This is a genomic window from Desulfotruncus arcticus DSM 17038, assembly GCF_900113335.1.
Classification (GTDB): domain Bacteria; phylum Bacillota; class Desulfotomaculia; order Desulfotomaculales; family Desulfallaceae; genus Desulfotruncus; species Desulfotruncus arcticus.
The window spans coordinates 52,960-72,405 of sequence record NZ_FOOX01000021.1 but is presented as its reverse complement, the minus strand read 5'-3'; the positions used below and the strand labels follow the sequence as shown (position 1 = coordinate 72,405).

The 19,446-nt window shown below is 44.2% G+C and carries 19 protein-coding genes and 2 riboswitches; of the genes, 9 read left to right on the top strand and 10 right to left on the bottom strand.

The window, feature by feature from the left end; all coding sequences use genetic code 11:
• Positions 1-9 precede the first annotated feature (9 nt).
• The 3 genes from BM056_RS21910 to BM056_RS21900 are packed head-to-tail and all read left to right on the top strand — an operon-like array spanning position 10 to position 1,810.
• Positions 10-1,182 (top strand): permease, encoded by a 1,173-nt coding sequence (locus tag BM056_RS21910; RefSeq protein WP_092474504.1) that lies wholly within the window; start codon positions 10-12, stop codon positions 1,180-1,182.
• A 41-nt stretch (positions 1,183-1,223) separates the two neighbouring features.
• Positions 1,224-1,463, top strand: a complete 240-nt coding sequence (locus BM056_RS21905; RefSeq protein WP_092474502.1) for a thioredoxin family protein — start codon at positions 1,224-1,226, stop codon at positions 1,461-1,463.
• Between the two features lie 23 nt (positions 1,464-1,486).
• On the top strand, positions 1,487-1,810 hold the full coding sequence (locus tag BM056_RS21900) for a carboxymuconolactone decarboxylase family protein (protein ID WP_092474500.1): 324 nt from the start codon (positions 1,487-1,489) through the stop codon (positions 1,808-1,810).
• A 72-nt stretch (positions 1,811-1,882) separates the two neighbouring features.
• Here the strand turns inward: BM056_RS21900 and BM056_RS21895 are convergent, their stop codons facing one another.
• Positions 1,883-3,715: a UbiD family decarboxylase gene (locus BM056_RS21895; protein WP_092474498.1), complete on the bottom strand. Its 1,833-nt coding sequence runs from the start codon at positions 3,713-3,715 to the stop codon at positions 1,883-1,885.
• A gap of 32 nt (positions 3,716-3,747) precedes the next feature.
• A complete protein-coding gene (locus BM056_RS21890) occupies positions 3,748-4,056 on the bottom strand; it encodes a hypothetical protein (RefSeq protein WP_238456601.1) in 309 nt (102 codons plus the stop codon).
• A gap of 464 nt (positions 4,057-4,520) precedes the next feature.
• Between BM056_RS21890 and BM056_RS21885 the strand changes: the two genes are divergently transcribed.
• Together BM056_RS21885 and BM056_RS21880 are read left to right on the top strand one after the other, a co-directional pair.
• Positions 4,521-5,189, top strand: a complete 669-nt coding sequence (locus tag BM056_RS21885) for a response regulator transcription factor (protein WP_092474495.1) — start codon at positions 4,521-4,523, stop codon at positions 5,187-5,189.
• The gene (locus BM056_RS21880) at positions 5,186-6,520 is read left to right on the top strand and encodes a sensor histidine kinase (RefSeq protein WP_092474493.1); all 1,335 of its coding nucleotides are present in this window, start codon (positions 5,186-5,188) and stop codon (positions 6,518-6,520) included. The genes BM056_RS21885 and BM056_RS21880 overlap by 4 nt, the downstream gene beginning before the upstream one ends.
• On the opposite strand, the gene BM056_RS21875 is transcribed toward BM056_RS21880, so the two are convergent.
• The gene (locus BM056_RS21875; protein WP_092474491.1) at positions 6,517-7,320 is read right to left on the bottom strand and encodes an MBL fold metallo-hydrolase; all 804 of its coding nucleotides are present in this window, start codon (positions 7,318-7,320) and stop codon (positions 6,517-6,519) included. The genes BM056_RS21880 and BM056_RS21875 overlap by 4 nt on opposite strands.
• 168 nt (positions 7,321-7,488) lie before the next feature.
• A complete protein-coding gene (locus tag BM056_RS21870; protein WP_092474489.1) occupies positions 7,489-8,133 on the bottom strand; it encodes a cell wall hydrolase in 645 nt (214 codons plus the stop codon).
• Positions 8,133-8,283: riboswitch (cyclic di-AMP (ydaO/yuaA leader) on the bottom strand. It overlaps the preceding gene by 1 nt.
• Before the next feature lie 227 nt (positions 8,284-8,510).
• On the opposite strand from BM056_RS21870, the gene hcp reads away from it, so the two are divergent.
• Together hcp and BM056_RS21855 are read left to right on the top strand one after the other, a co-directional pair.
• Positions 8,511-10,148, top strand: a complete 1,638-nt coding sequence (gene hcp / locus BM056_RS21860; protein ID WP_092474570.1) for a hydroxylamine reductase — start codon at positions 8,511-8,513, stop codon at positions 10,146-10,148.
• Positions 10,149-10,164: 16 nt separating this feature from the next.
• Positions 10,165-11,412, top strand: a complete 1,248-nt coding sequence (locus BM056_RS21855) for a DUF438 domain-containing protein (protein WP_092474485.1) — start codon at positions 10,165-10,167, stop codon at positions 11,410-11,412.
• A gap of 64 nt (positions 11,413-11,476) precedes the next feature.
• Here BM056_RS21855 and BM056_RS21850 read toward each other — a convergent pair whose 3' ends face one another.
• A complete protein-coding gene (locus BM056_RS21850; RefSeq protein WP_114319308.1) occupies positions 11,477-11,989 on the bottom strand; it encodes a ferritin-like domain-containing protein in 513 nt (170 codons plus the stop codon).
• A gap of 35 nt (positions 11,990-12,024) precedes the next feature.
• Positions 12,025-12,525 (bottom strand): hydrogenase maturation protease, encoded by a 501-nt coding sequence (locus BM056_RS21845; RefSeq protein WP_092474483.1) that lies wholly within the window; start codon positions 12,523-12,525, stop codon positions 12,025-12,027.
• Between the two features lie 90 nt (positions 12,526-12,615).
• On the opposite strand from BM056_RS21845, the gene BM056_RS21840 reads away from it, so the two are divergent.
• Positions 12,616-13,584: a hydrogenase small subunit gene (locus tag BM056_RS21840; protein WP_092474481.1), complete on the top strand. Its 969-nt coding sequence runs from the start codon at positions 12,616-12,618 to the stop codon at positions 13,582-13,584.
• 2 nt (positions 13,585-13,586) lie between these two features.
• Entirely contained in the window at positions 13,587-14,981 is a 1,395-nt protein-coding gene (locus tag BM056_RS21835; protein ID WP_092474479.1) for a nickel-dependent hydrogenase large subunit, read from the top strand.
• A 47-nt stretch (positions 14,982-15,028) separates the two neighbouring features.
• Here the strand turns inward: BM056_RS21835 and BM056_RS21830 are convergent, their stop codons facing one another.
• The 4 genes from BM056_RS21830 to BM056_RS21815 form a co-directional block, all read right to left on the bottom strand.
• Positions 15,029-15,604, bottom strand: a complete 576-nt coding sequence (locus BM056_RS21830) for a flavin reductase family protein (protein ID WP_092474477.1) — start codon at positions 15,602-15,604, stop codon at positions 15,029-15,031.
• A 154-nt stretch (positions 15,605-15,758) separates the two neighbouring features.
• A complete protein-coding gene (locus tag BM056_RS21825; protein ID WP_092474475.1) occupies positions 15,759-15,911 on the bottom strand; it encodes a DUF1540 domain-containing protein in 153 nt (50 codons plus the stop codon).
• Between the two features lie 121 nt (positions 15,912-16,032).
• A complete protein-coding gene (locus tag BM056_RS21820; protein ID WP_092474473.1) occupies positions 16,033-16,659 on the bottom strand; it encodes a C40 family peptidase in 627 nt (208 codons plus the stop codon).
• A riboswitch (cyclic di-AMP (ydaO/yuaA leader) is annotated at positions 16,660-16,805 on the bottom strand. It lies immediately after the preceding gene.
• Positions 16,806-16,954: 149 nt separating this feature from the next.
• Entirely contained in the window at positions 16,955-19,417 is a 2,463-nt protein-coding gene (locus BM056_RS21815) for a heavy metal translocating P-type ATPase (protein ID WP_092474471.1), read from the bottom strand.
• Between the last annotated feature and the right edge of the window lie 29 nt (positions 19,418-19,446).

Genomic DNA, 19,446 nt, shown 5'->3' with positions numbered 1-19,446 from the left:
GATGAAATAATGAGTGAACGAAAAAAACTCATTACCATGATAGCTATTTTTTTGATTGCCTTTTATATTCCGTTAAGTAATCCAAGAGTGCAGTCAGCTATACTGGAAGCTTTTTTTATGCTGCAGGATTACTCTCAAAAACACGTGCTGGCTTGCTTAATTCCTGCATTTTTTATAGCCGGAGCTATAGCAGTTTTTATATCTCAGACATCAGTATTAAAATATTTTGGGGCCGGGGCAAATAAAATTTTGTCCTATGGAGTGGCCTCCGTATCAGGCAGTGTTCTTGCCGTGTGCTCCTGCACCGTACTGCCCCTGTTTGCCGGTATCTATACTCGCGGCGCCGGTATTGGCCCTGCTACCGCCTTCCTGTATTCAGGGCCGGCTATTAACGTATTGGCCATAATTCTTACCGCCAGGATACTGGGACCCGATCTGGGCATAGCAAGAGCTGTGGGAGCAGTTTTCTTTTCGATTGTCATTGGACTAATTATGCACTTTCTGTTTCTTAAAGAAGAAAAGGAAAAAGAACAAGCATCCCTGGTATTACCTGATGATGAAGGTGACAGCCGGGCGCTCTGGCAGTACTCAGTGTTTTTTGGCACGATGATATTACTTTTAATTTTTGCAGCCTGGGGCAAACCGGCCCAACCGGTTGGATTTTTCAATGCGGTTTATGATATTCACTGGTACATTGCAGCAATGTTGCTGGTTATATTAGGTATAATTATTAAACTATGGTTTAACAAAGAAGAACTGGTGACATGGACAGATTCAACCTGGGGTTTTGTTAAGCAAATATTCCCGCTGCTGCTGGGCGGAGTGCTGGTAGCAGGGTTTTTAATGGGCAGGCCCGGCCTGGATGCCGGTATTATCCCCAACTCCTATGTGTCCACCTGGGTGGGAGGTAATTCTTTGGGTGCCAATTTCCTGGCTTCGATCCTGGGAGCTTTCATGTATTTTGCCACTTTAACAGAGGTGCCCATTTTGCAAGGATTGATCGGCAGCGGTATGGGCAAAGGGCCGGCACTGGCGCTGCTGCTGGCCGGCCCCGCACTCAGCCTGCCCAGTATGATTACCATTAGGAGCATCATGGGTACCAAGAAAACGATAATCTATATATCACTGGTAGTGGTTATGTCTACATTGTCAGGTTTCATTTTCGGCACATTTGCAGGTTAGTTAATAGTTTAATAAACATTCCTTGAGAGGAGGTGTACAATATGGAAATCAAAGTACTGGGACCTGGCTGCCCCAAGTGTCAGACATTGGAAAAGCTGGTTAAAGAAGTATTGAACGAAACCGGTATAGCTGCTGAGGTAAAGAAAATTACTGACCTAAAAGAAATTGCCAGCCATGGCATTATGCTGACACCGGGGTTGATTGTTAACGGTAAAATAAAATCAACTGGTAAGGTATTAAGCAAAGCAGACGTAAAAAAATTTATCGAACAGGAGCTATAACATTAAAAAAGGAGCGTTAATTCATGAGAATGCTTGCTGAATTCTTCCCGGAATTTGCCCAAAAGCTTGATGAGATGGATTCATTATATGCTGAGAAAAGAATGATCGATGAAAAAACCTATCAATTTATCTGCTTTGCACTCTCAGTAAAAGCCAGATCCAAACCCTGCGTTTTAAAACATTTCAAGGGCGCACTGGAGGCCGGGGCAACCGTCCAGGAACTTGCTTATATTCTTGCCCTGGTAATGCGGGAAGCGGCCGGTGCAGATGACTGCTGGACTCATGATGTAATTGGAGATTGGCAGGAAATTATTGCCGGGAATATCAAATGCGATTGTCAAAAATAAAAGTTTAAATACTGGCGTTTAATGCGCCAGTATTTTTATTCTCAGGCTGATACAGCTAAATCTCCGGTTGGCTTAGATAATCCCATGCAAACTGCCGCCTTTTGCACCGAGACGGTCTACCCGCCGGGAGATTTCCGGGGATTCAATCAGTGGCGGCGCATGGTGGGGTTTTAGCCGGGCGTCAATAATCAACGGTCCCCTGCAGCCCCAGTGTTTGTGGTCGATAAAGCTGTCCACCCCGTACACGTCATGAGAAGGGTTGGAGCGGGTAAAGGCAACCCACAGGAAATTGTTAATATGACGGGTGGCAAATTCGCTGTCTTCGGTGATTACCACCAGAGCGATATCGTCCGGATAACCGGCCTGGCCCAGGTAATCGGCCAGGAGCAGGACATCTTTTTCACTCGTCTCAGCATCCAAGCACGCCGGTGCACTGATTACAACCACACCGGGTAAGGCTAAAGCCGGACGATTAAAACCATCCGGCAATTTAAGCCGGTGGTCCAGAGCCCGGGCAAGGGTTCGCTTGGGCTCACCTGCCGCAGCCACGACCAGCTTGGAACCCTGGTTAAAGCCGGTACCCGAGTAGTCAAGGGTATCAATGGTGGTCCGGGTCTGAAAATGCAAATCCCGCCGCCAGTCGACCCGTTCCAGAACATGCGTAAAGTAAGCCTGGACATCGTTCACATCTAAATCAGAACGGTCTTCCAGGGCGGCAATAAATAGATACTTAGCCAGGGAGCATTGGCCAAAGCCAAGGATAGCATTGGCCAGGGTTAAAATTTGCCGTGGTTCGCGGGGTGCATAGGGAACGTACTGTTCCCGGCCCACCGCCAGAAGCAAAGGATGTACGCCCGCCGCATCCACCGCATGGATAGCTTCCACACCGGGGATGGAAGTTGGTACCACGGGTTTAGTGATTTCATGAATTAAAGTTCCAAAGATAGTGTCTTCCTGGGGAGGTCTTCCCACCACTGTAAAGGGCCAGACGGCGTCTTTACGGTGATAAACATGCTCTACATTTAAGTAGGGGAATTCATGCTGCAGAGAATAGTACCCCATATGATCGCCAAAGGGACCTTCGGGCTTGGTTTTTCCAGGTGTCACGGTACCTGTAACGCAGAAGTCGGCATCCGTCGAAATAGCGTATCCGTTCCGATAGGTATATCGGAAGCGATGCCCGGCCAGCATACCTGCAAAAGCCACTTCCGGCAATTGTTCCGGTAGGGGCATGATGGCCGCCAGGGTGTGACCGGGTGGTCCACCGACGAAAATGCTGACTTTTAGAGGTTCATCCTTTTTAAGGGCATGGGCATGATGAAGGCCGATATCCCTTTGGATTTGGTAATGCAGACCGATCTCTTGGTCTTTTATATACTGATTGCCAGCCATTTGAACCCGGTACATACCCAGATTAGAACGCATAATGCCGAGTTGCTCCGGGTCTTCGGAATAGACCTGGGGCAGCAAAATAAACGGCCCACCGTCGTCGGGCCAGCACTTAATCCCGGGCAACCGGCTTATTGTTGTTTCGCAGGCCAACACCGGCCCGTTTCTGACCTTCTTAGGCAGCGCTTTTAAACCGGTTATGGGCAATCCGGTATATTCCCAGGGCTGTTTCACAACTGTCATCGGATCAGCCGGGATTTGCATGAACTGCATCACTTTTTTCAGGGTTGATCGAAAGATGAACCTGGCCCGGTCCATAGTCCCGTAAAGATTAGAAACTGCCGGGAAAGGGCTGCCCTTTACACGTTCATATAATATGGCCGGCCCACCGACTTGATGCACCCGGCGGTGAATTTCAGCCATTTCCAGGTCAGGGTCGACTTCCTCATGCACCCGCACCAGGTGACCGTGCTTTTCAAGATCCAAAATACATTCTTTCATGCTTTTATATAGCATCCCGTTACTCCTCGTAAAGGCAAATACATCAACTATTTATTTTTAGCAGAAGGTTTTCTAAAGGGTATAACCTTGCCACTGTCTTGTTCTTGCGTCTTTTGTACAGGTAATTTAGCTTGGCAGGATTGACATCCATCACAGCCGGTTTTAAAGCCAGCGAATACTTTACGCCATGACACCTGCCACTTGTCTTCAACCTGCTCTACCCTGGTCTCCACTTCATACTGGGGACCACGTTGTTGGTTTACCAATCTGGATTCTGTAGTTGCAACAATACTTGCGGTTCTGAGCGCTTTCTCTTTAGAGTCATACAAAGTCTGCAGCGTTACCCATTCCATCATAAATCGCTCCCTTAAGCAAACATTTCTTTTAATCATATCAATTAACAGATTATGTTGGCAATGCATTTAAACATCTTTAACACTAACCTATTCCCGTGGCAATTTTAAATTTTACAATTTCCCATAAATTTTTGATATTTTGTCCGCATTTGCTTTATATATTATTAATATATCCACCAACTTTTTATCAATTGCGACTTTCAAAAACATTTTCAAATACCCCTGTGGACCGGACTCTCTAGCAAAAGAGTTCGGTCTTTTATAAAACAAGCACCCCTCTTGCGTAAAGGAGCCCGGGTTTTTGATATAATAAAGAAGACTTGGTTCAGGTGGGGTTTTTGACCCCACCTGAACCTTAGTCGCACTTATTTCGAGCTTACAGCCTGTTAATCCCCGACCTAAGAGGTCGGGGATTAACAGGCTGTGCGAAGATAAACAGAACCAGGAAAAAGGAGGATTTAGTAATGTTTCGTATTTTTCTGGTAGAAGATGAAATAAACTTAAACCAAATCTTAAAATCTTACTTAGAAAAAGAAGGTTGGGAAGTAAGCTCTTTTTATGATGGCAAATCTGCACGGCAAGCATTGGGAGCACACCCGCATCTATGGATTTTGGATATTATGCTGCCCGATATTGACGGTTACGAGCTGCTGCGCATCATCAAAGAAGACTCTCCCGGTATTCCGATAATATTTATATCTGCCCGCGATGCCGACTTTGATAGAATTAAAGGTTTAGAAATGGGAAGCGACGATTACCTGGCAAAGCCCTTCCTACCCCGTGAACTGGTTATTAGAACTCACCGGCTTTTAGAACGTGTCTATAAATCAGCTGACCAAGATACTTCTGTTATTAATCTTGGACCATATACTTTGCACGAAGATAAGCGTATTGTCCAGATTGGTCATGACATAGTTGATTTAACGTCAAAAGAATACGAATTGGCTTTATTGTTTGGCCAGCACAAGGGACAAGCCTTATCCAGGGAACAAATAATTGGCAATATCTGGGGTGATGATTATGTCGGCACCGACCGTTCCGTTGACGACCTGGTTCGCCGGTTAAGAAAAAAATTGAAGGATCTCCGTATTGAAACAATCTATGGCTTTGGATACAGGATGGTAGGCAAATGAAAAACATCTCTCTAACAGTAAAAATCTGGCTGGCACTATCTTTAGTCAGCTTGCTGTTATACCTGGTAGTAATATTTATTATGCCTTATTCAATTCGGAACTTTTTTACCAGTACCCTAATGGAACCGCGTCTGCCGTCCCCGAAACATTTTTCTATGCAAAACCAGTATATACCTCCTTTAATTATCCGGGGATTAAATATTCGGGAGTTCAATGTGCTGGAAGACGGTACCGTAATTCCATCAAATGTTATGGATTTATTCCCCAAGCCGCTGCTTCAACAAATAATACAAAATGCCTTATCCCAACAAGCCGCCCAGCAGTATTATGAGAATATTGACAGCCCCTCCCCAATTCGTTATGTAATTCGGAAAGACACTGTTTACGGGCATTATCTGTACCGGGTTATCCTGCTAAGAAAATCCGAAGAAGACCGATTTGTAAAGACCTTTTTATTTAATATTATGTTATTTGCGGGAATTGCACTGGTTATCAGCTTGTTCGCCTCTTTATATATTGCCCGTTACCTGACCCGCCCCCTGGTGCAAATGAAGCAGCATGTCAAACGCTTAGCCAACCGCAACTGGCATGAACCATTAAATTTAAAACAGGGGGACGAAATAGGCCAACTGGCAAGCTCTATTGAAACTATGCGCCAACAGCTTGTCAAACAGGATGAAGCACAGCAATCAATGCTGCAGAATATTTCTCATGAGCTGAAAACACCGGTTATGGTCATCCGCAGCTATGCCCAGGCCATTAAAGACGGAGTATACCCCAAAGGTAATTTAGAGGGCAGTATTCAGGTTATTGACGAGGAAGGCGCACGCCTGGAGAAGCTTATCAAGCAATTGCTTTACCTAACCCGCCTTGATTACTTGGCAGCCCAAAGTCCCGTTCAGAAAAAAATTGAGCTGGATAAATTGGTTGAAAAGATTTTTGAACGGTTATACCTGCAGCGACCGGAAATAACCTGCAAACTTGACCTGCAGCCGGCGATTATTGAAGGTGATGAGGAAATACTGCGTGTGCTGGTGGAAAACCTATTAGAGAATCACATTAGCCATGCAGCTTCGTGCATCAAAATTAGCCTGGAGATAAATAGCAACAAAACAGAAGTTGTCCTAAATTTTTGGAATGACGGCTCTAATATTGAGCCGAATATCTTGAATCAAATATTCCAGCCTTTCCAAAAAGGGCAGGAAGGCAAATACGGATTAGGCCTTACAATAGCCCATCGAATCGTAAAAATGTACCGGGGGCAAATTACCCTGCAAAATGAGCAAAACGGAGTATCCACCACTGTCAGGCTACCGCTGGCAGCAGATTAAGGCTCACCGAAATGCTTGCGGACCAAATTAAGATTAGCACGGTGTATATCTTTATAACTTGCCCTCATTTCCTCCAATGAACCATAATAGTCCTTCATACTGTCATCAAGAAAATCTTTATTTTTTGCCCGGGACATGATCCCGGATAGATAAGCGTAATTTGCATTAACCAATGTTTTATCATAGCCACCCTCGCAATATCTTCTTTTATTGCCATGGGATGGTATGATGCATTTAAGGTCAAATTTTTTCAGTTGGCCGATATTGTGAATATGGTCATTTAAATCTTCAACCTCGTCTATGAAAGGCAGGGGATCTTCAAGGGTATCTCCGGCAATAAGCAATTTTAGTTGAGGGATATAACCGATAATAGAATCCCTGCTATGGATAACAGTGTTAATCAACTCAATTTTAAGCTGATCCAAATATATTACAATCTTGTCGTCAAAAATTAAATTTGGGAGAAAAACAGGAAATCTTTCTGCCAACTCGTTTTTATTCCTCTCCATTGCTGCTTTGCACAGAGAATGGGCAATTATAGTGCAATTTTGATATAAAGAATTACCACCTACATGGTCCCAGTGCCAATGGGTATTTACAACTATAAAATGGGTAATTCCAAGCTGCTGAAGATGTCTTTTTACTTGCCCGCAGTTTTCAACATTATCCATAGTATCAAATAAAATGGCTTTATTACCCCTATATAAAGCAGTTGAAGTAATGGAGTACTCTTCTCCTTCCAAGTAAAATACCATAACACCTTCGTTAATTTTTATAGCTTCCATTTTTATAGCTTCCATGCTGATATCCTTTCTAACATGATATATTCAATTATTACGGATACTTATAGTACAATAACTACGGTATTCGGAACTATAGTACCAAAATTATTGCCAAAAGTCAGCATCTTACGAAAGCCTGGTCCTCCAGCCAGATGGCAGTTTTCTTCCCCCGAACTTGTCAAGGTACTAGTAGGCAAAGGTCAGGTGATCAATGATGGTGCTAATTTTGCGTGAACGCAGCTGTTTATTATTTACATCTGATTCAAAGAAGAACAGTGCACCATTTGTCGGGTCCGCTCCGCTTAAAGCTTCTTTCGCCGCCCGAATTGAATCAATACCTGCCGGACGGTTAATACTACCGTTGTAAACAGGTGTAAATTGGTACGTTTCGCCGTTTGTCTGGTAAATTACTTGCCTTATTGAATTAGGAAACTGCAAACTTTTGACTCGATTTATCACCACAGCACCTACAGCCACTTTTGCTTGATATTGTTCGATAGAAGCTTCCGCGTGAATCAAGCGGGCCAGAAGGTCTAGTTTTTCACGCTCTATGCCACCCCTGGAAACCTGATGGCCGGTTGCAGCACGGGAGGCTGGTATTACCAGTTTCTGTCCCGGTTTTATTAATGTAGAGTCAAGACCGTTGGCTCTCATCAATTCTGCTGATGTTACACTGTACTTTAACCCGATAGAGTAGAGGTTATCACCTGCAACCACACTATAAACCGCTTGCCCGTTCCGGGATGCAACTGAGGCTATGGCTACCCCTGAAAAACAAAAAACACTAAGCATTAACATCAACCCAATAGCACAAAAACTAATTCTTAACATATTTCCCTCCTGATGGCCTCCGGGGTTAGCTGACGGGTTCGGGCCCGCGGGTACCCTACCGGTTTGAACCTTTTAACACCTCCAAGTTTTCCGGATTCACCCCAAAAATAAAAATCCCCCGTATTTATATAAATTCGGCCATAAATTACCGGGCAAATAAATAACTTACCCGGTTCCTCATACAATTGTTCGAACTTCATACCTGTTTTAAAGGGTGACAAACGCTATATATTACCGGTAAATTATCCAATACGTGGAATTAGGCCTCATCGTCAAATTTTTTAACGATTAAATTTATAAAATAATTTACTTTAGTAAAAAATTATCACAAGTATCAATGGATAAAATCCAAAAAAGGAGATCTAATCAGCATGGGAATGTTTTGTAATCAATGCGAGCAAACCGCTAAAGGAACAGCCTGTACTATTGCCGGCGTATGTGGTAAGACTCCGGAAGTTTCGTCTCTTCAGGATTTATTGCTGCATGCAGTTAAAGGGTTATCATTACATGCCAATGAAGGGCGCAAACTTGGCATTGTGAATCAGCAAGTTAATGCCTTCACAGTCAAAGCCATTTTTTCCACACTTACAAATGTAGACTTTGACCCTGAAAGATTTCAGAGTTTAATTAATCGTTGTGTTGAACTCAGGGAGCAATTAAAAGGCCAGGTAAGCAATGCGGGCGGCAAGGTCGATTTTTCCGACCCTTCAGCTGCCTTTACACCTGACGCTGATCTAAACAGCCTCATTAAACAAGGTGAAGATATGGGCCTTATTATCGACCGCCAGGCTGACGAGGATATTCAGTCACTGCAGTTGATCCTTGTTTACGGTATCAAGGGTGTCTCAGCTTACGCCGACCATGCCCGCATTTTAGGCCAGGAAGATGACAGTATCTACGCTTTCATCCACGAAGCAATGGCGGCATTGACCAAAAAAGATCTTTCCATGAACGATTGGCTTAACATGGTGCTTAAATGCGGTGAGATTAACTTAAAAACCCTTGAACTTCTGGACAAAGCCAACACTGACGCTTTCGGACATCCGGTTCCCACCCCGGTACCTTTGGGGCATAAACAGGGCAAGTGTATTCTGGTATCCGGCCATGACCTTAAAGACTTATCCGACCTGCTTGAACAAACCGAAGGTAAAAATATAAACATTTATACCCACGGTGAATTGCTGCCTGCCCACGGTTATCCCGGCTTGAAAAAGCATCGGCATTTATACGGGCACTTTGGCACAGCCTGGCAAAACCAGAAAAAAGAGTTCCCCAATTTCCCCGGGGCCATTCTTATGACCACCAACTGCATGCAGGAGCCCCAAAAATCCTACCATGATAACATTTTCAGCACCGGCCTGGTGGGCTGGCCTGGTGTCAGGCACGTGGAAAACGGGCAGTTTAGCCCTGTCATCGAAAAAGCGCTGGAGCTGCCGGGCTTTCCTGTTGACGAAGATAAGGGGACAGTGATGGTTGGCTTTGGGCGCAGCGCTTTATTTGGTGTGTCGGATAAAATTATTGACCTGGTTAAGAAAGGTGCGATTAAACACTTCTTCCTGGTGGCAGGGTGTGACGGCGCCAAGCCCGGGCGCAATTACTTTACTGAATTTGTTCAAAAAGTGCCCGGTGACTCAGTGGTTTTAACCCTGGCTTGCGGCAAGTTCCGTTTCTTTGACTTAGACATGGGAGAAATTGAGGGCATACCCCGGCTTATTGACATTGGGCAATGCAACGATGCCTATTCAGCCATTCAGATTGCACTTGCCCTGGCCAAAGCATTTGACTGTGGGGTAAATGACCTGCCCCTGCACATGGTCTTATCCTGGTATGAACAAAAAGCGGTGGCCATCCTGCTCACGCTTCTTTATCTGGGAATTAAAGACATCCGTCTTGGCCCGAGCTTACCGGCTTTTATCTCACCCAACGTTTTGGATGTCCTGGTTCAAAACTTCAACATTAAGCCTATCACCACGCCTGACGAAGATCTGGCAGCAATTTTAAACAAAAATCACTAAGAATTTGGAGGATAAAATGAGTGAGTATCTGCAGAATCATGAATATAAGCAGAAAATCCTAAAAGGGCTGATCCAAGACCTGCATAACGGCAGGGATTTCAATGAGGTTAAAAAGGAATTTAGTGAACTTGTGCAAGGAATCGATGCGACAGAAATTGCCGATATGGAACAGCGGCTCATCACAGAAGGTATGCCGCCGGAGGAGATAAAAAAACTTTGCGACGTGCATGCCGCTGTTTTCAGGGATGCTTTATCCCAAAATGAACAACCTGAGTATCAACCAGGTCATCCTTTATATACGCTAAAGCATGAAAACGATGAAGCAAGAAAACTCCTTGACGAAATCGATGATCAAATCGAAGGGTTAACCGCGTCCGCCGGACAAAAGGTTCCTATTGGTGAATTACGTAAAAGTCTAGATTTCTTCAGCCAAAACTTGGACAAACATTTCAGCAAAAAAGAAAACATTATTTTCCCTTACCTTGAAAGACGTGGTATTACCGGCCCTCCCTCTGTCATGTGGTCGGTGGACGACGAAATTCGGGGCATGCTCAAAGAGTTAAAAAACAGCTTAAAAAATCTTGAGCAAGAAAATAGCCAAGCAACTACTACCGCAGAGGAGCTATTTTCAAAAATTAAAAATAAAGTGACTGAAATGTTTTATAAGGAAGAAGCTATTTTATCGCCAATGTTAAAGGAGTCCCTGACCGATCAGGAATGGGCGGAAATTAAAGAGCAGGAAGCAGAATTCGGGGAGGTATTTTCGGTACCGGGGGCGGATTTCTGGCAACCTGAGGCCACAGCCGCTAAGTTTACCGGTATTAATAATAAAAGCAGCGCGGTTGAACTTGATACCGGCGCATTGACTCCGCAACAGATCAATGCGCTTCTTACCAACCTGCCCGTGGATATTACCTTTGTTGATGAAAATGATGAAGTGCGTTATTTTTCCCAAACCAAGGAAAGGGTTTTTACCCGCACAAAATCTATTATCGGCCGGAAAGTGCAAAACTGCCACCCGCCTGAGAGCGTTCATGTTGTTGAGAAAATAGTAAACGACTTTAAAAGCGGCAAGCATAATACTGCTGATTTCTGGCTTGAACTAAACGGCAAGTTTATCTATATAAAATATTTGGCCGTTAAGGATGAGCACGGTAAATATATGGGGACAATGGAGGTAAGTCAGGACATAACGGCATTAAGAGCCCTGGAAGGAGAACGGAGATTATTACAATACGAAAAAAGCAATACTCCTCCAAATTAAAGTGGCATAAAAATTTTAATAGCTGCGCGGCTTATTGTATGCGCAGCTATTTATATTCCTCTCATTAATTGTTTCCATCATCTTCTTGGCCCTTTTGGTCTGTTTTTACCATTTGTTCCTTTTGTTCTTTTTGATAAGGTTGATAGTGGTTGTATTGACATTCAATTTCATATAATTTATTAAATTTCGCCAGGTGCACTTCCTCATCGCTGATAATCTCCGTTAAAGCTTCGTTTACGTATCCATAAGGAGATAATTTTATTATCTCAGAATACTCAGTTAAAGCATTTCTTTCTCCCTGAACGGCATGCGCAAGCCCTTCACAATAACTTTTGTATTTAGGGGGATAAACCAGCTGAACTGCCTCAGAAGGTGTCATTCCCGTTAACTCCTCAAGCAATTTGGTAATCTCCCTGGCGTGATCAAGCTCATCTTTACGGGCCTCCGCAAAAGCGTCAACTCCGGCAAATGACCTGGACATATCGCGCAACTGCGCATAAAAAATCACTGTTGACCGTTCATCTAACAAGGCGGCTTTTAAACCATGCACCACCTTTTGCCAATAATCATTATACACCCCATCATCCCTCCATGGAATAATATTTTTACATATTATTCCATGGAGGGATTAAAAGGTACCTCTGCTAATAATTTTCGTGCTTCATATGAAATCTTTTTTATCAACAAAGGCAGCGATTTACTTACCGGTTCTGAAAACCGGTTGCCTAGAAATACATACACAGGTTCAATTCCACAAATAATTATGTTTGTCGGAAGGTTGGTAATTTCCCTGGCCATTTTTATAATAGCAGGCAGTGACATGCCATGGGCATCTAGTGCTGCATTGGGCCAGTATTCTATATCATTAAAATTGAAGCGGTAGATCCTTCCGGGACGATAATCAAATCTGACCGCGTCTACGATAATAATATTTTGGGACCGGCTTATCTCCTCCAGATAATTAATTACGGAAGTCCCCACCTCTAATATTGACACCCCTGGCGGCCATTGCTGTTTTTTAAGTTCATTAACAGCGTAAACACCCAGGCCATCATCTGACATGATTAAATTACCCATTCCCAGTATCAGCACCCGATATTGTAAATTTTTCATATTAGAGATTATGCGGTGAAAATTATTTTCGAACTTTTTTTATCTGCCAAAACATATTTATAATAATAAATTTTTTCCGGGGAGTTATATATGCAAAAAGAAAAGTTTACCGAACTGTGCCGCAACCTGGCTCAAAGTGATGAGCATGAGCTTACCGGCACTATATTACCCATTGTTAAAGAGCACATGATAAAAAACAAAAGGAACAGGCTTCCTGTAATCTGGCTTGAGACAAATGACAGCGGCGATAATAACATTTCTTTCATGAATACAACTTTCCCCTATCTGGGCCAGGTTTTATCCGATATGATTGATCTTCATTTCAGTAATACCTTTATGGCTGCCCAAGGCCCGGATGCGCTTAATATACTGGAGCAAGTTTCCTTACTGTACAGGGACAGGTTTACACTCGTAGTCGAGGGCGCAATCCCCGTTAATAATAACGGCTTATTATGTTCTATTGCCCTGACTAATAACAGGCCTATTACCGCACTGGAAGCAGTAACAAACTTGGGAAATTTAGCCCAATACGTGGTGGCCATCGGCACCTGTGCCAGCTTTGGAGGTGTTTCTGCCGCCCGTCCTAATATCACAGGAAGCGTTGGTGTCAGAGATGTTCTCTCCAGAGAAGTTATTAACGTCAGCGGTTGTCCCGTCAATCCCGACTGGTTTGTGGGTACTTTAGCCCACCTTTTAATGTATGGTCTGCCAGAGCTTGACAGATTAAACAGACCGGCCCTATTTTACGGGTACACGGTGCACCGGCATTGCCAGCGCCGCTCATATTTTGACAAGCAAGATTATGCGGAAAAACCGGGAGATATAGAGTGCATGTTTTCCCAGGGTTGTATGGGACCTGTAACCGGCGCGGACTGCCCATACAGACAGTGGGTTAATTACACAAACTGGCCGGTCAAGGCAAATACACCCTGTATAGGCTGCACTAATGAAGATTTTCCCGACGGATCTGCACCTTTTTTTACTCCATTAAGCGAAAAAGCAGGTGAAAAAGATAGAAAGCCAGGCGCTTCCAATCTTTTTCAAGGGAAAGGAGTTTAATAATGAGCAAACAGCGGGTAATGTTCAGCCCTGTTACCCGGTTGAGCGGCCTTTTATCGGTGGATGTCGTAATCGAAAATGGCAGGGTTATTGATGCTAAAGCCGGCAGCACAATGTTCAGAGGCTTTGAGTATATTATGCGGGACAGAAAAGCCACTGACGCAGTGTATTTAACCCAAAGGGTATGCGGGATTTGTTCACTGGCCCACGGTGCTGTGGCCAGCTACCTGCTGGATGAGATCTATGACAACGACCTATCCGAAAACGCCCAGTACCTGCGTAATATTATGTATGCCGCAGACTTCTTGCAGAACCACATCAGGCATTTTTATTTATTCAGTATGCCTGACTTTGTAAAGATGCCGGAACGGCCTCCGTTTCAAGGACAGAACCTCACCGATGCCCGGTTAAATCCAGAGGATAACCAAAGATTGGTTGAACACTATTATGAAGCAATAAAGGCTGCTCAAAGATGCCATGAGATAGTTACCATCTTCGGTGGCAAAGCTCCCCACCAGCACAGTTTCCTGCACGGCGGTGTAGCTATAGCCCCAACTGCAGATAAGGTCAACAGGGCTATGTTTTTGCTGGATTCAATCAGCAATTTCGTCAAAAGCTGTATGGCGCCTGATACCGAATTAATAGCCAAGGCCTATGGCGATTACTTTACAATAGGGCTTACGCCTAAACGTTTGCTTTCCTTCGGGCTTTTTAGGTTTGGTCTTAAAAACGAAGTTTTTCTTCTAAAAGGCGGTGTATTGGAAGGCCATAATTTATCTGTCCCGAGATTGGATTTAATCAGCGAGAGTATTATAAACTCCTGGTATTCAATTAATAATCATGAATTACAGCCTGACCCCCATAAAGCCGGAGCTTATTCATACGTGATCGCAGTAAAATATGCCGGGCAATACTATCAAGTGGGACCGCTGGCACGAATGATTATCAATGGCCGGTATAACGGCGGCACTTCAACGATGGACCGGATATATGCCCGGACTTTAGAAACATTGCTAATAACTGAATTAATGCAAGATTGGCTGCAGAGACTTCAACCAGGCCCCCCGCCTATTGTACAAAAAAGCATCCCGGTTAAAACACATGCAACGGCAATTACTGATTCCATGCGGGGTACTCTTCTTCACAGCGCAATCATCCAAAATGACCAGGTGATTAAATATAATATTATAACCCCCACCTGTTGGAATTTTTCACCCCGAGATTCATCTGGCCAGCATAGCCCGGTAGAAAGCGCACTAATCGGCACGGAGATCCACCGGCCTGATTTAATCTATACCATGCTGGGCCGCACTGTTCGTTCCTTTGACCCCTGTTTAAATTGCGGCACGCATGTTCTGGACTTGAAAGGGAATGTAAAACAAGAGCTGGTACTTTAGCAAACAAAGCCCCTGTTTGGCAGCAGCCATACAGAGGCTTTGGGTAATTACCGTTCTTTTATCGTTTTGCCCATCTGAAAGGCAGCGCCAACCTCACGGCCAAAACCAAAATATTTTCCTACTTCGGGCGCATAAACCATAGGCTTTACTACATCTAATTTGGGAATTCCTTTTGAATCAACAGCCGATTCGTCAACTTTAACATCTAAAATTTCACCAATAAATTGTGTATGAAAACCAATTTCCAAAGTGTGAATCAACTTGCATTCTATTACCATGGGAAACTCTTTGACGTACGGTGCCTCCACCAGATCACTTTTAACTGCCGTTAGCCCCGCTTTTACCAGCTTGTCTTCGTCCTTTCCGGAAACCAAACCAAAATAGTCGGCTGCAAAGGCCAAATCTTCAGAAGGTATATTGATTGTATATGCTTTTCTACTGATAATATTCTGATAGGTATACGTCGCCTTTCTTAATGAAATGCACATGCACGGCGGCTTGGAACAGCAAATTCCACCCCAGGCAGCAGTCATTACATTTGCTCTACCCTCCGCATCATAAGATCCAATGATGAAAACAGGTGTCGGGTAAGCAATTGTTTTGGCACCTAAACTTTTTTTCATGAAAACCCTCCTATGTGTTTCTATCAAATTAACTTTACTATAGTTTATTCATTTTTTCCTAATCCAACAGATAAATTTAGGATATGAATTTAAAAAGCCCCGGGATTAACCCAGGGCCTGGAAATTATAGTACTTAAAAGCATACGTTTTTTATTTAACCCTTTGGTTTGAACGTATTGCAGCAGGTGCCATCCGAAGTTTCTATCTTGTTATCTCCACTTGACTTAACCTCAATTCCATCAGCATGACAGTTAAAATTTTCGTTATAATGGCATTCCTCGCACATGCATTTAGTTACATGAGACATAACATATTTTCCTCCTTCTTAATTGAATTCATTTTATTATTGCCAATAGAAATATGAATTATTTAGAACATACGCTTAAAAGAAAAAACTTCCGGAGCAACCGGAAGTTTTTTCTTTTAATCTAGGGTATAATTCTGCTGAAACCATAAAAGTGGTTGGCCCAATATGAACCAAAGACCGGCGCAATATCAACACCGTGACTGGAAGTTGAACTGATGAAACTGCCTCCTCCCAGATAAATTCCGGTATGGTTGATAGCCCCTCCGCTGGCAAACGCCACGATATCTCCCGGCCTCGCTTCACTGGAATTCACTTTTGTACCAATGTTAAATTGTTCGGAAGCTGTACGGGGCATGTCCACTCCAAAGTTTTTAAAAACATATTGGACGTAGCCTGAACAGTCAAAACCAGCAGGTGACTGGCCCCTATAAGCATAAGGGGCACCGATAAGAGTTCTGGCATAGTCAATAACCATTTCCGCACGGCTTGTCCCCCTGGATACCGTAATCGGTTGGGCAGCCGGAGCACTGCCAGTGATCAGCAATTTTTGCCCCGGGTGAATCATGGTGGAGTTTAAAGAATTTGATGTTTGAATTTGCTCCACTGAAATTCCATGTAGTTTGGAAATCTGCCAAAGGGTATCACCGGGTTGCACATCGTAATAAGTATCAGCGTAAGCAGGCGCAGTAACACCCCATAGAATGGTAACAAAAACCAAAGTACAAACAAATGTTAATGCTTTTGTCATTTTTGTCCCTTTCTACACCTACGAGGTTAGCTGCCGGGTTAGGACCGAAAGATAGCCCCTTGCAGTAAATAAGCAATTCACCCCTATTAATGGTTCCTATAATGGTTCCCCCGCTCCCTAATTTGGGGATTCGGTGTATTTGTTCAAATAATCAATTGAATTTAGTAGCTTAATACCTCCTTTTTCGAGTTTTTAAATACTTGGCGTTTTTATTGTCGGAACCTATATTATATTTTCGCATAAAAATGCAGATTATTGGAGGGTTTGACAAAAAAAACATAAAAAAAATTTAATCTCATTGATTGTCGTTTACCCGCATCAGGCGCATACCGTTGGCTATTACCAGCAGTGCTGCTCCGGTATCGGCAAATACAGCCATCCACAGGTTGGTAATACCCCAAAAGGTGCCTGCAATAAATACCGCTTTTACCAGCAGTGCAAAAGCAATATTTTGTTTAATAATCCCTAATGCCCGCCGGCTAAGTCTAATAGTGTAGGGTAATTTGGCCAGGTCATCAGCCATCAGGGCAATATCCGCAGTTTCCAGGGCCGTATCCGTGCCGGCCCCTCCCATGGCAATGCCGATATTTGCCGCAGCCAGGGCCGGAGCATCATTGACTCCATCACCTACCATCCCCACATTACCAAATTGTGATTGCAATTTTTTTATAACCTCAAATTTATCCCCCGGCAATAAATCCGCATGGTAGGCGTCTAAACTCAGGTCTGAGGCTATGGCCTCGGCAGTAATTTTATTATCCCCGGTTAACATGACAATTTTTTGGATACCAGCCGGGCGCAAGCCTTTTAACGCCCCGGTACTGTTGGGACGCAATCTGTCGGCAACGGCGATTATTCCCATTATTCCATGGGCTGATCCCACAATGATTACTGTTTTGCCTTCCTTTTGTAGTTTAACAACAGCTTCTTCCACGGCAGTTATATCCAAATGTAATTCAATAAACAATTTAGGGCTGCCGATATAATAGCATTGGCCATCTACAACCGCTCTGGCACCTTTTCCGGTAATAGATTGAAAGTCACTGCTTTCCGGGAGATTGACGCCCATTTGTCCGGCGTACCTGATAACCGCGCGTGCCAGTGGGTGCTGGGACCTGTTTTCCACTGCTGCAGCAACAATTAATACATCCATTCCGGTATGACCTGCCAAAGCAATAATATCCGTTACCTCTGGGCGTCCCTCGGTCAAGGTGCCGGTCTTATCAAAAGCCAATACTTTTAATGCACCGGCTGCTTCCAAATAAGCACCTCCCTTAATCAGGACGCCGCGGCGGGCTGCGCTGCCTATGGCTGAAACTATTGCTACCGGAGTAGAGATAACCAGTGCACACGGGCAGGCAATCACCAGAAGAATTAATGCCTTTTCAAGCCAGGGTTTTAACTCCAATCCCAGAAAAAGAGGCGGAATAACCGCAATGGCCACTGCCGCCGCTACAACTGCGGGCGTGTAATACTTGGCAAAAATATCCACAAATTGTTGTGAAGGAGCCCTTTGCCCCTGCGCTTCTTCAACCATATCAATAATCCTGGCCAGCATAGTATCCCTTGCAGCTTTGGTTACTTCTATCTCCAGAGAGCCCTCTTCATTAATAGTACCGGCAAACACCTCGATACCCGGTGTTTTTTCTACCGGCATCGACTCGCCGGTAATGGGTGCCTGATTAACCATTGAAACGCCTGTGGTCACCCGGCCGTCAACAGCAATTCTTTCACCAGGCTTGATGATTACAATATCGCCGACCACAATATCTTCCACCGGAAGCATCATTTCCCGGCCGCCGCGCCGCACCAGAGCCTCGGCGGGTGAAAGCTCCATAAGCGCCCGGATTGAATTTCTGGTTTTTTCCATACTATAAGCCTGAAGGGTGTTGCCTAAAGCGAAAAGAAAAACCACCACCGCCCCTTCGGCCCACTCGCCGATGGCGGAGGCTCCGACAACAGCAATTGTCATCAATACATTCATGTCTAAACTAAACGATTTTAAAGAATAGTAAGCATTTTTAGCCACAAATAAACCGCCGGAAAGCATGGCCGCCAGATATAACGCCGGCACAGCCAAACTTGGCGCACTGAGGACGGAGGCCGTAAACCCCGACAAAACAAAAAGACCGGAAAGAACGGTCAGCATTAACTTGCGGTCTTGCCAGAAGGATCTGCGGCTACCAGTATCAACAGCAGCACCTTCCCGCTCAGCTTTATAACCGGATTCCTGAACGCCCCGGATAATTTCGTCCACTCCTACGGTATGGCGTACTGTCATTTTGGCAGCGCCAAAATTAATTATTGCGCTTTCTACCCCGCTCATGCCTGATATTTTTTGTTCAAGTTTAGCTGCGCAGTCAGCACAATCAACTCCGGATAGCCGGAAAACCGTATTCCTTACTGATTGTCCCGGTACGTCCAAGGTTGCTCTATATCCGGCTTCTTCCACCCTTTTGATAATTTTGCCGGCACCAATTGTATGTTCCACTAACATTTTTGAGGCGCCGAAATTCATTTTCACAGTCCTTACTCCGGATAATTGAGCTATATTTTTCTCCAATTTGGCCGCACAATCCGCACAGTCCAGTCCAACAAGCCGAAAACTGTCAGTGTGGATATTTTCCACATCTCCCCAATCATCATCTTCTAAACCATCATATGCTGCGGCCAGCTCATTCGAGGTTATAACAGCGCACCCGGAGCTTTGCGTCTCTTTTCTGTTACACCCGCAATAATGTCCATTGCATTTTGTCATTCAACCAAACCTCCAACAAATCTAATCGC

Bases quoted from the DNA above. Each gene is read 5' to 3' on its own strand.
- BM056_RS21910 (WP_092474504.1), top strand. From the start codon at position 10: ATGAGTGAACGAAAAAAACTCATTACCATGATAGCTATTTTTTTGATT.
- BM056_RS21905 (WP_092474502.1), top strand. From the start codon at position 1,224: ATGGAAATCAAAGTACTGGGACCTGGCTGCCCCAAGTGTCAGACATTG.
- BM056_RS21900 (WP_092474500.1), top strand. From the start codon at position 1,487: ATGAGAATGCTTGCTGAATTCTTCCCGGAATTTGCCCAAAAGCTTGAT.
- BM056_RS21895 (WP_092474498.1), bottom strand. From the start codon at position 3,715: ATGCTATATAAAAGCATGAAAGAATGTATTTTGGATCTTGAAAAGCAC.
- BM056_RS21890 (WP_238456601.1), bottom strand. From the start codon at position 4,056: ATGATGGAATGGGTAACGCTGCAGACTTTGTATGACTCTAAAGAGAAA.
- BM056_RS21885 (WP_092474495.1), top strand. From the start codon at position 4,521: ATGTTTCGTATTTTTCTGGTAGAAGATGAAATAAACTTAAACCAAATC.
- BM056_RS21880 (WP_092474493.1), top strand. From the start codon at position 5,186: ATGAAAAACATCTCTCTAACAGTAAAAATCTGGCTGGCACTATCTTTA.
- BM056_RS21875 (WP_092474491.1), bottom strand. From the start codon at position 7,320: ATGGAAGCTATAAAAATGGAAGCTATAAAAATTAACGAAGGTGTTATG.
- BM056_RS21870 (WP_092474489.1), bottom strand. From the start codon at position 8,133: ATGTTAAGAATTAGTTTTTGTGCTATTGGGTTGATGTTAATGCTTAGT.
- hcp (WP_092474570.1), top strand. From the start codon at position 8,511: ATGTTTTGTAATCAATGCGAGCAAACCGCTAAAGGAACAGCCTGTACT.
- BM056_RS21855 (WP_092474485.1), top strand. From the start codon at position 10,165: ATGAGTGAGTATCTGCAGAATCATGAATATAAGCAGAAAATCCTAAAA.
- BM056_RS21845 (WP_092474483.1), bottom strand. From the start codon at position 12,525: ATGAAAAATTTACAATATCGGGTGCTGATACTGGGAATGGGTAATTTA.
- BM056_RS21840 (WP_092474481.1), top strand. From the start codon at position 12,616: ATGCAAAAAGAAAAGTTTACCGAACTGTGCCGCAACCTGGCTCAAAGT.
- BM056_RS21835 (WP_092474479.1), top strand. From the start codon at position 13,587: ATGAGCAAACAGCGGGTAATGTTCAGCCCTGTTACCCGGTTGAGCGGC.
- BM056_RS21830 (WP_092474477.1), bottom strand. From the start codon at position 15,604: ATGAAAAAAAGTTTAGGTGCCAAAACAATTGCTTACCCGACACCTGTT.
- BM056_RS21825 (WP_092474475.1), bottom strand. From the start codon at position 15,911: ATGTCTCATGTAACTAAATGCATGTGCGAGGAATGCCATTATAACGAA.
- BM056_RS21820 (WP_092474473.1), bottom strand. From the start codon at position 16,659: ATGACAAAAGCATTAACATTTGTTTGTACTTTGGTTTTTGTTACCATT.
- BM056_RS21815 (WP_092474471.1), bottom strand. From the start codon at position 19,417: ATGACAAAATGCAATGGACATTATTGCGGGTGTAACAGAAAAGAGACG.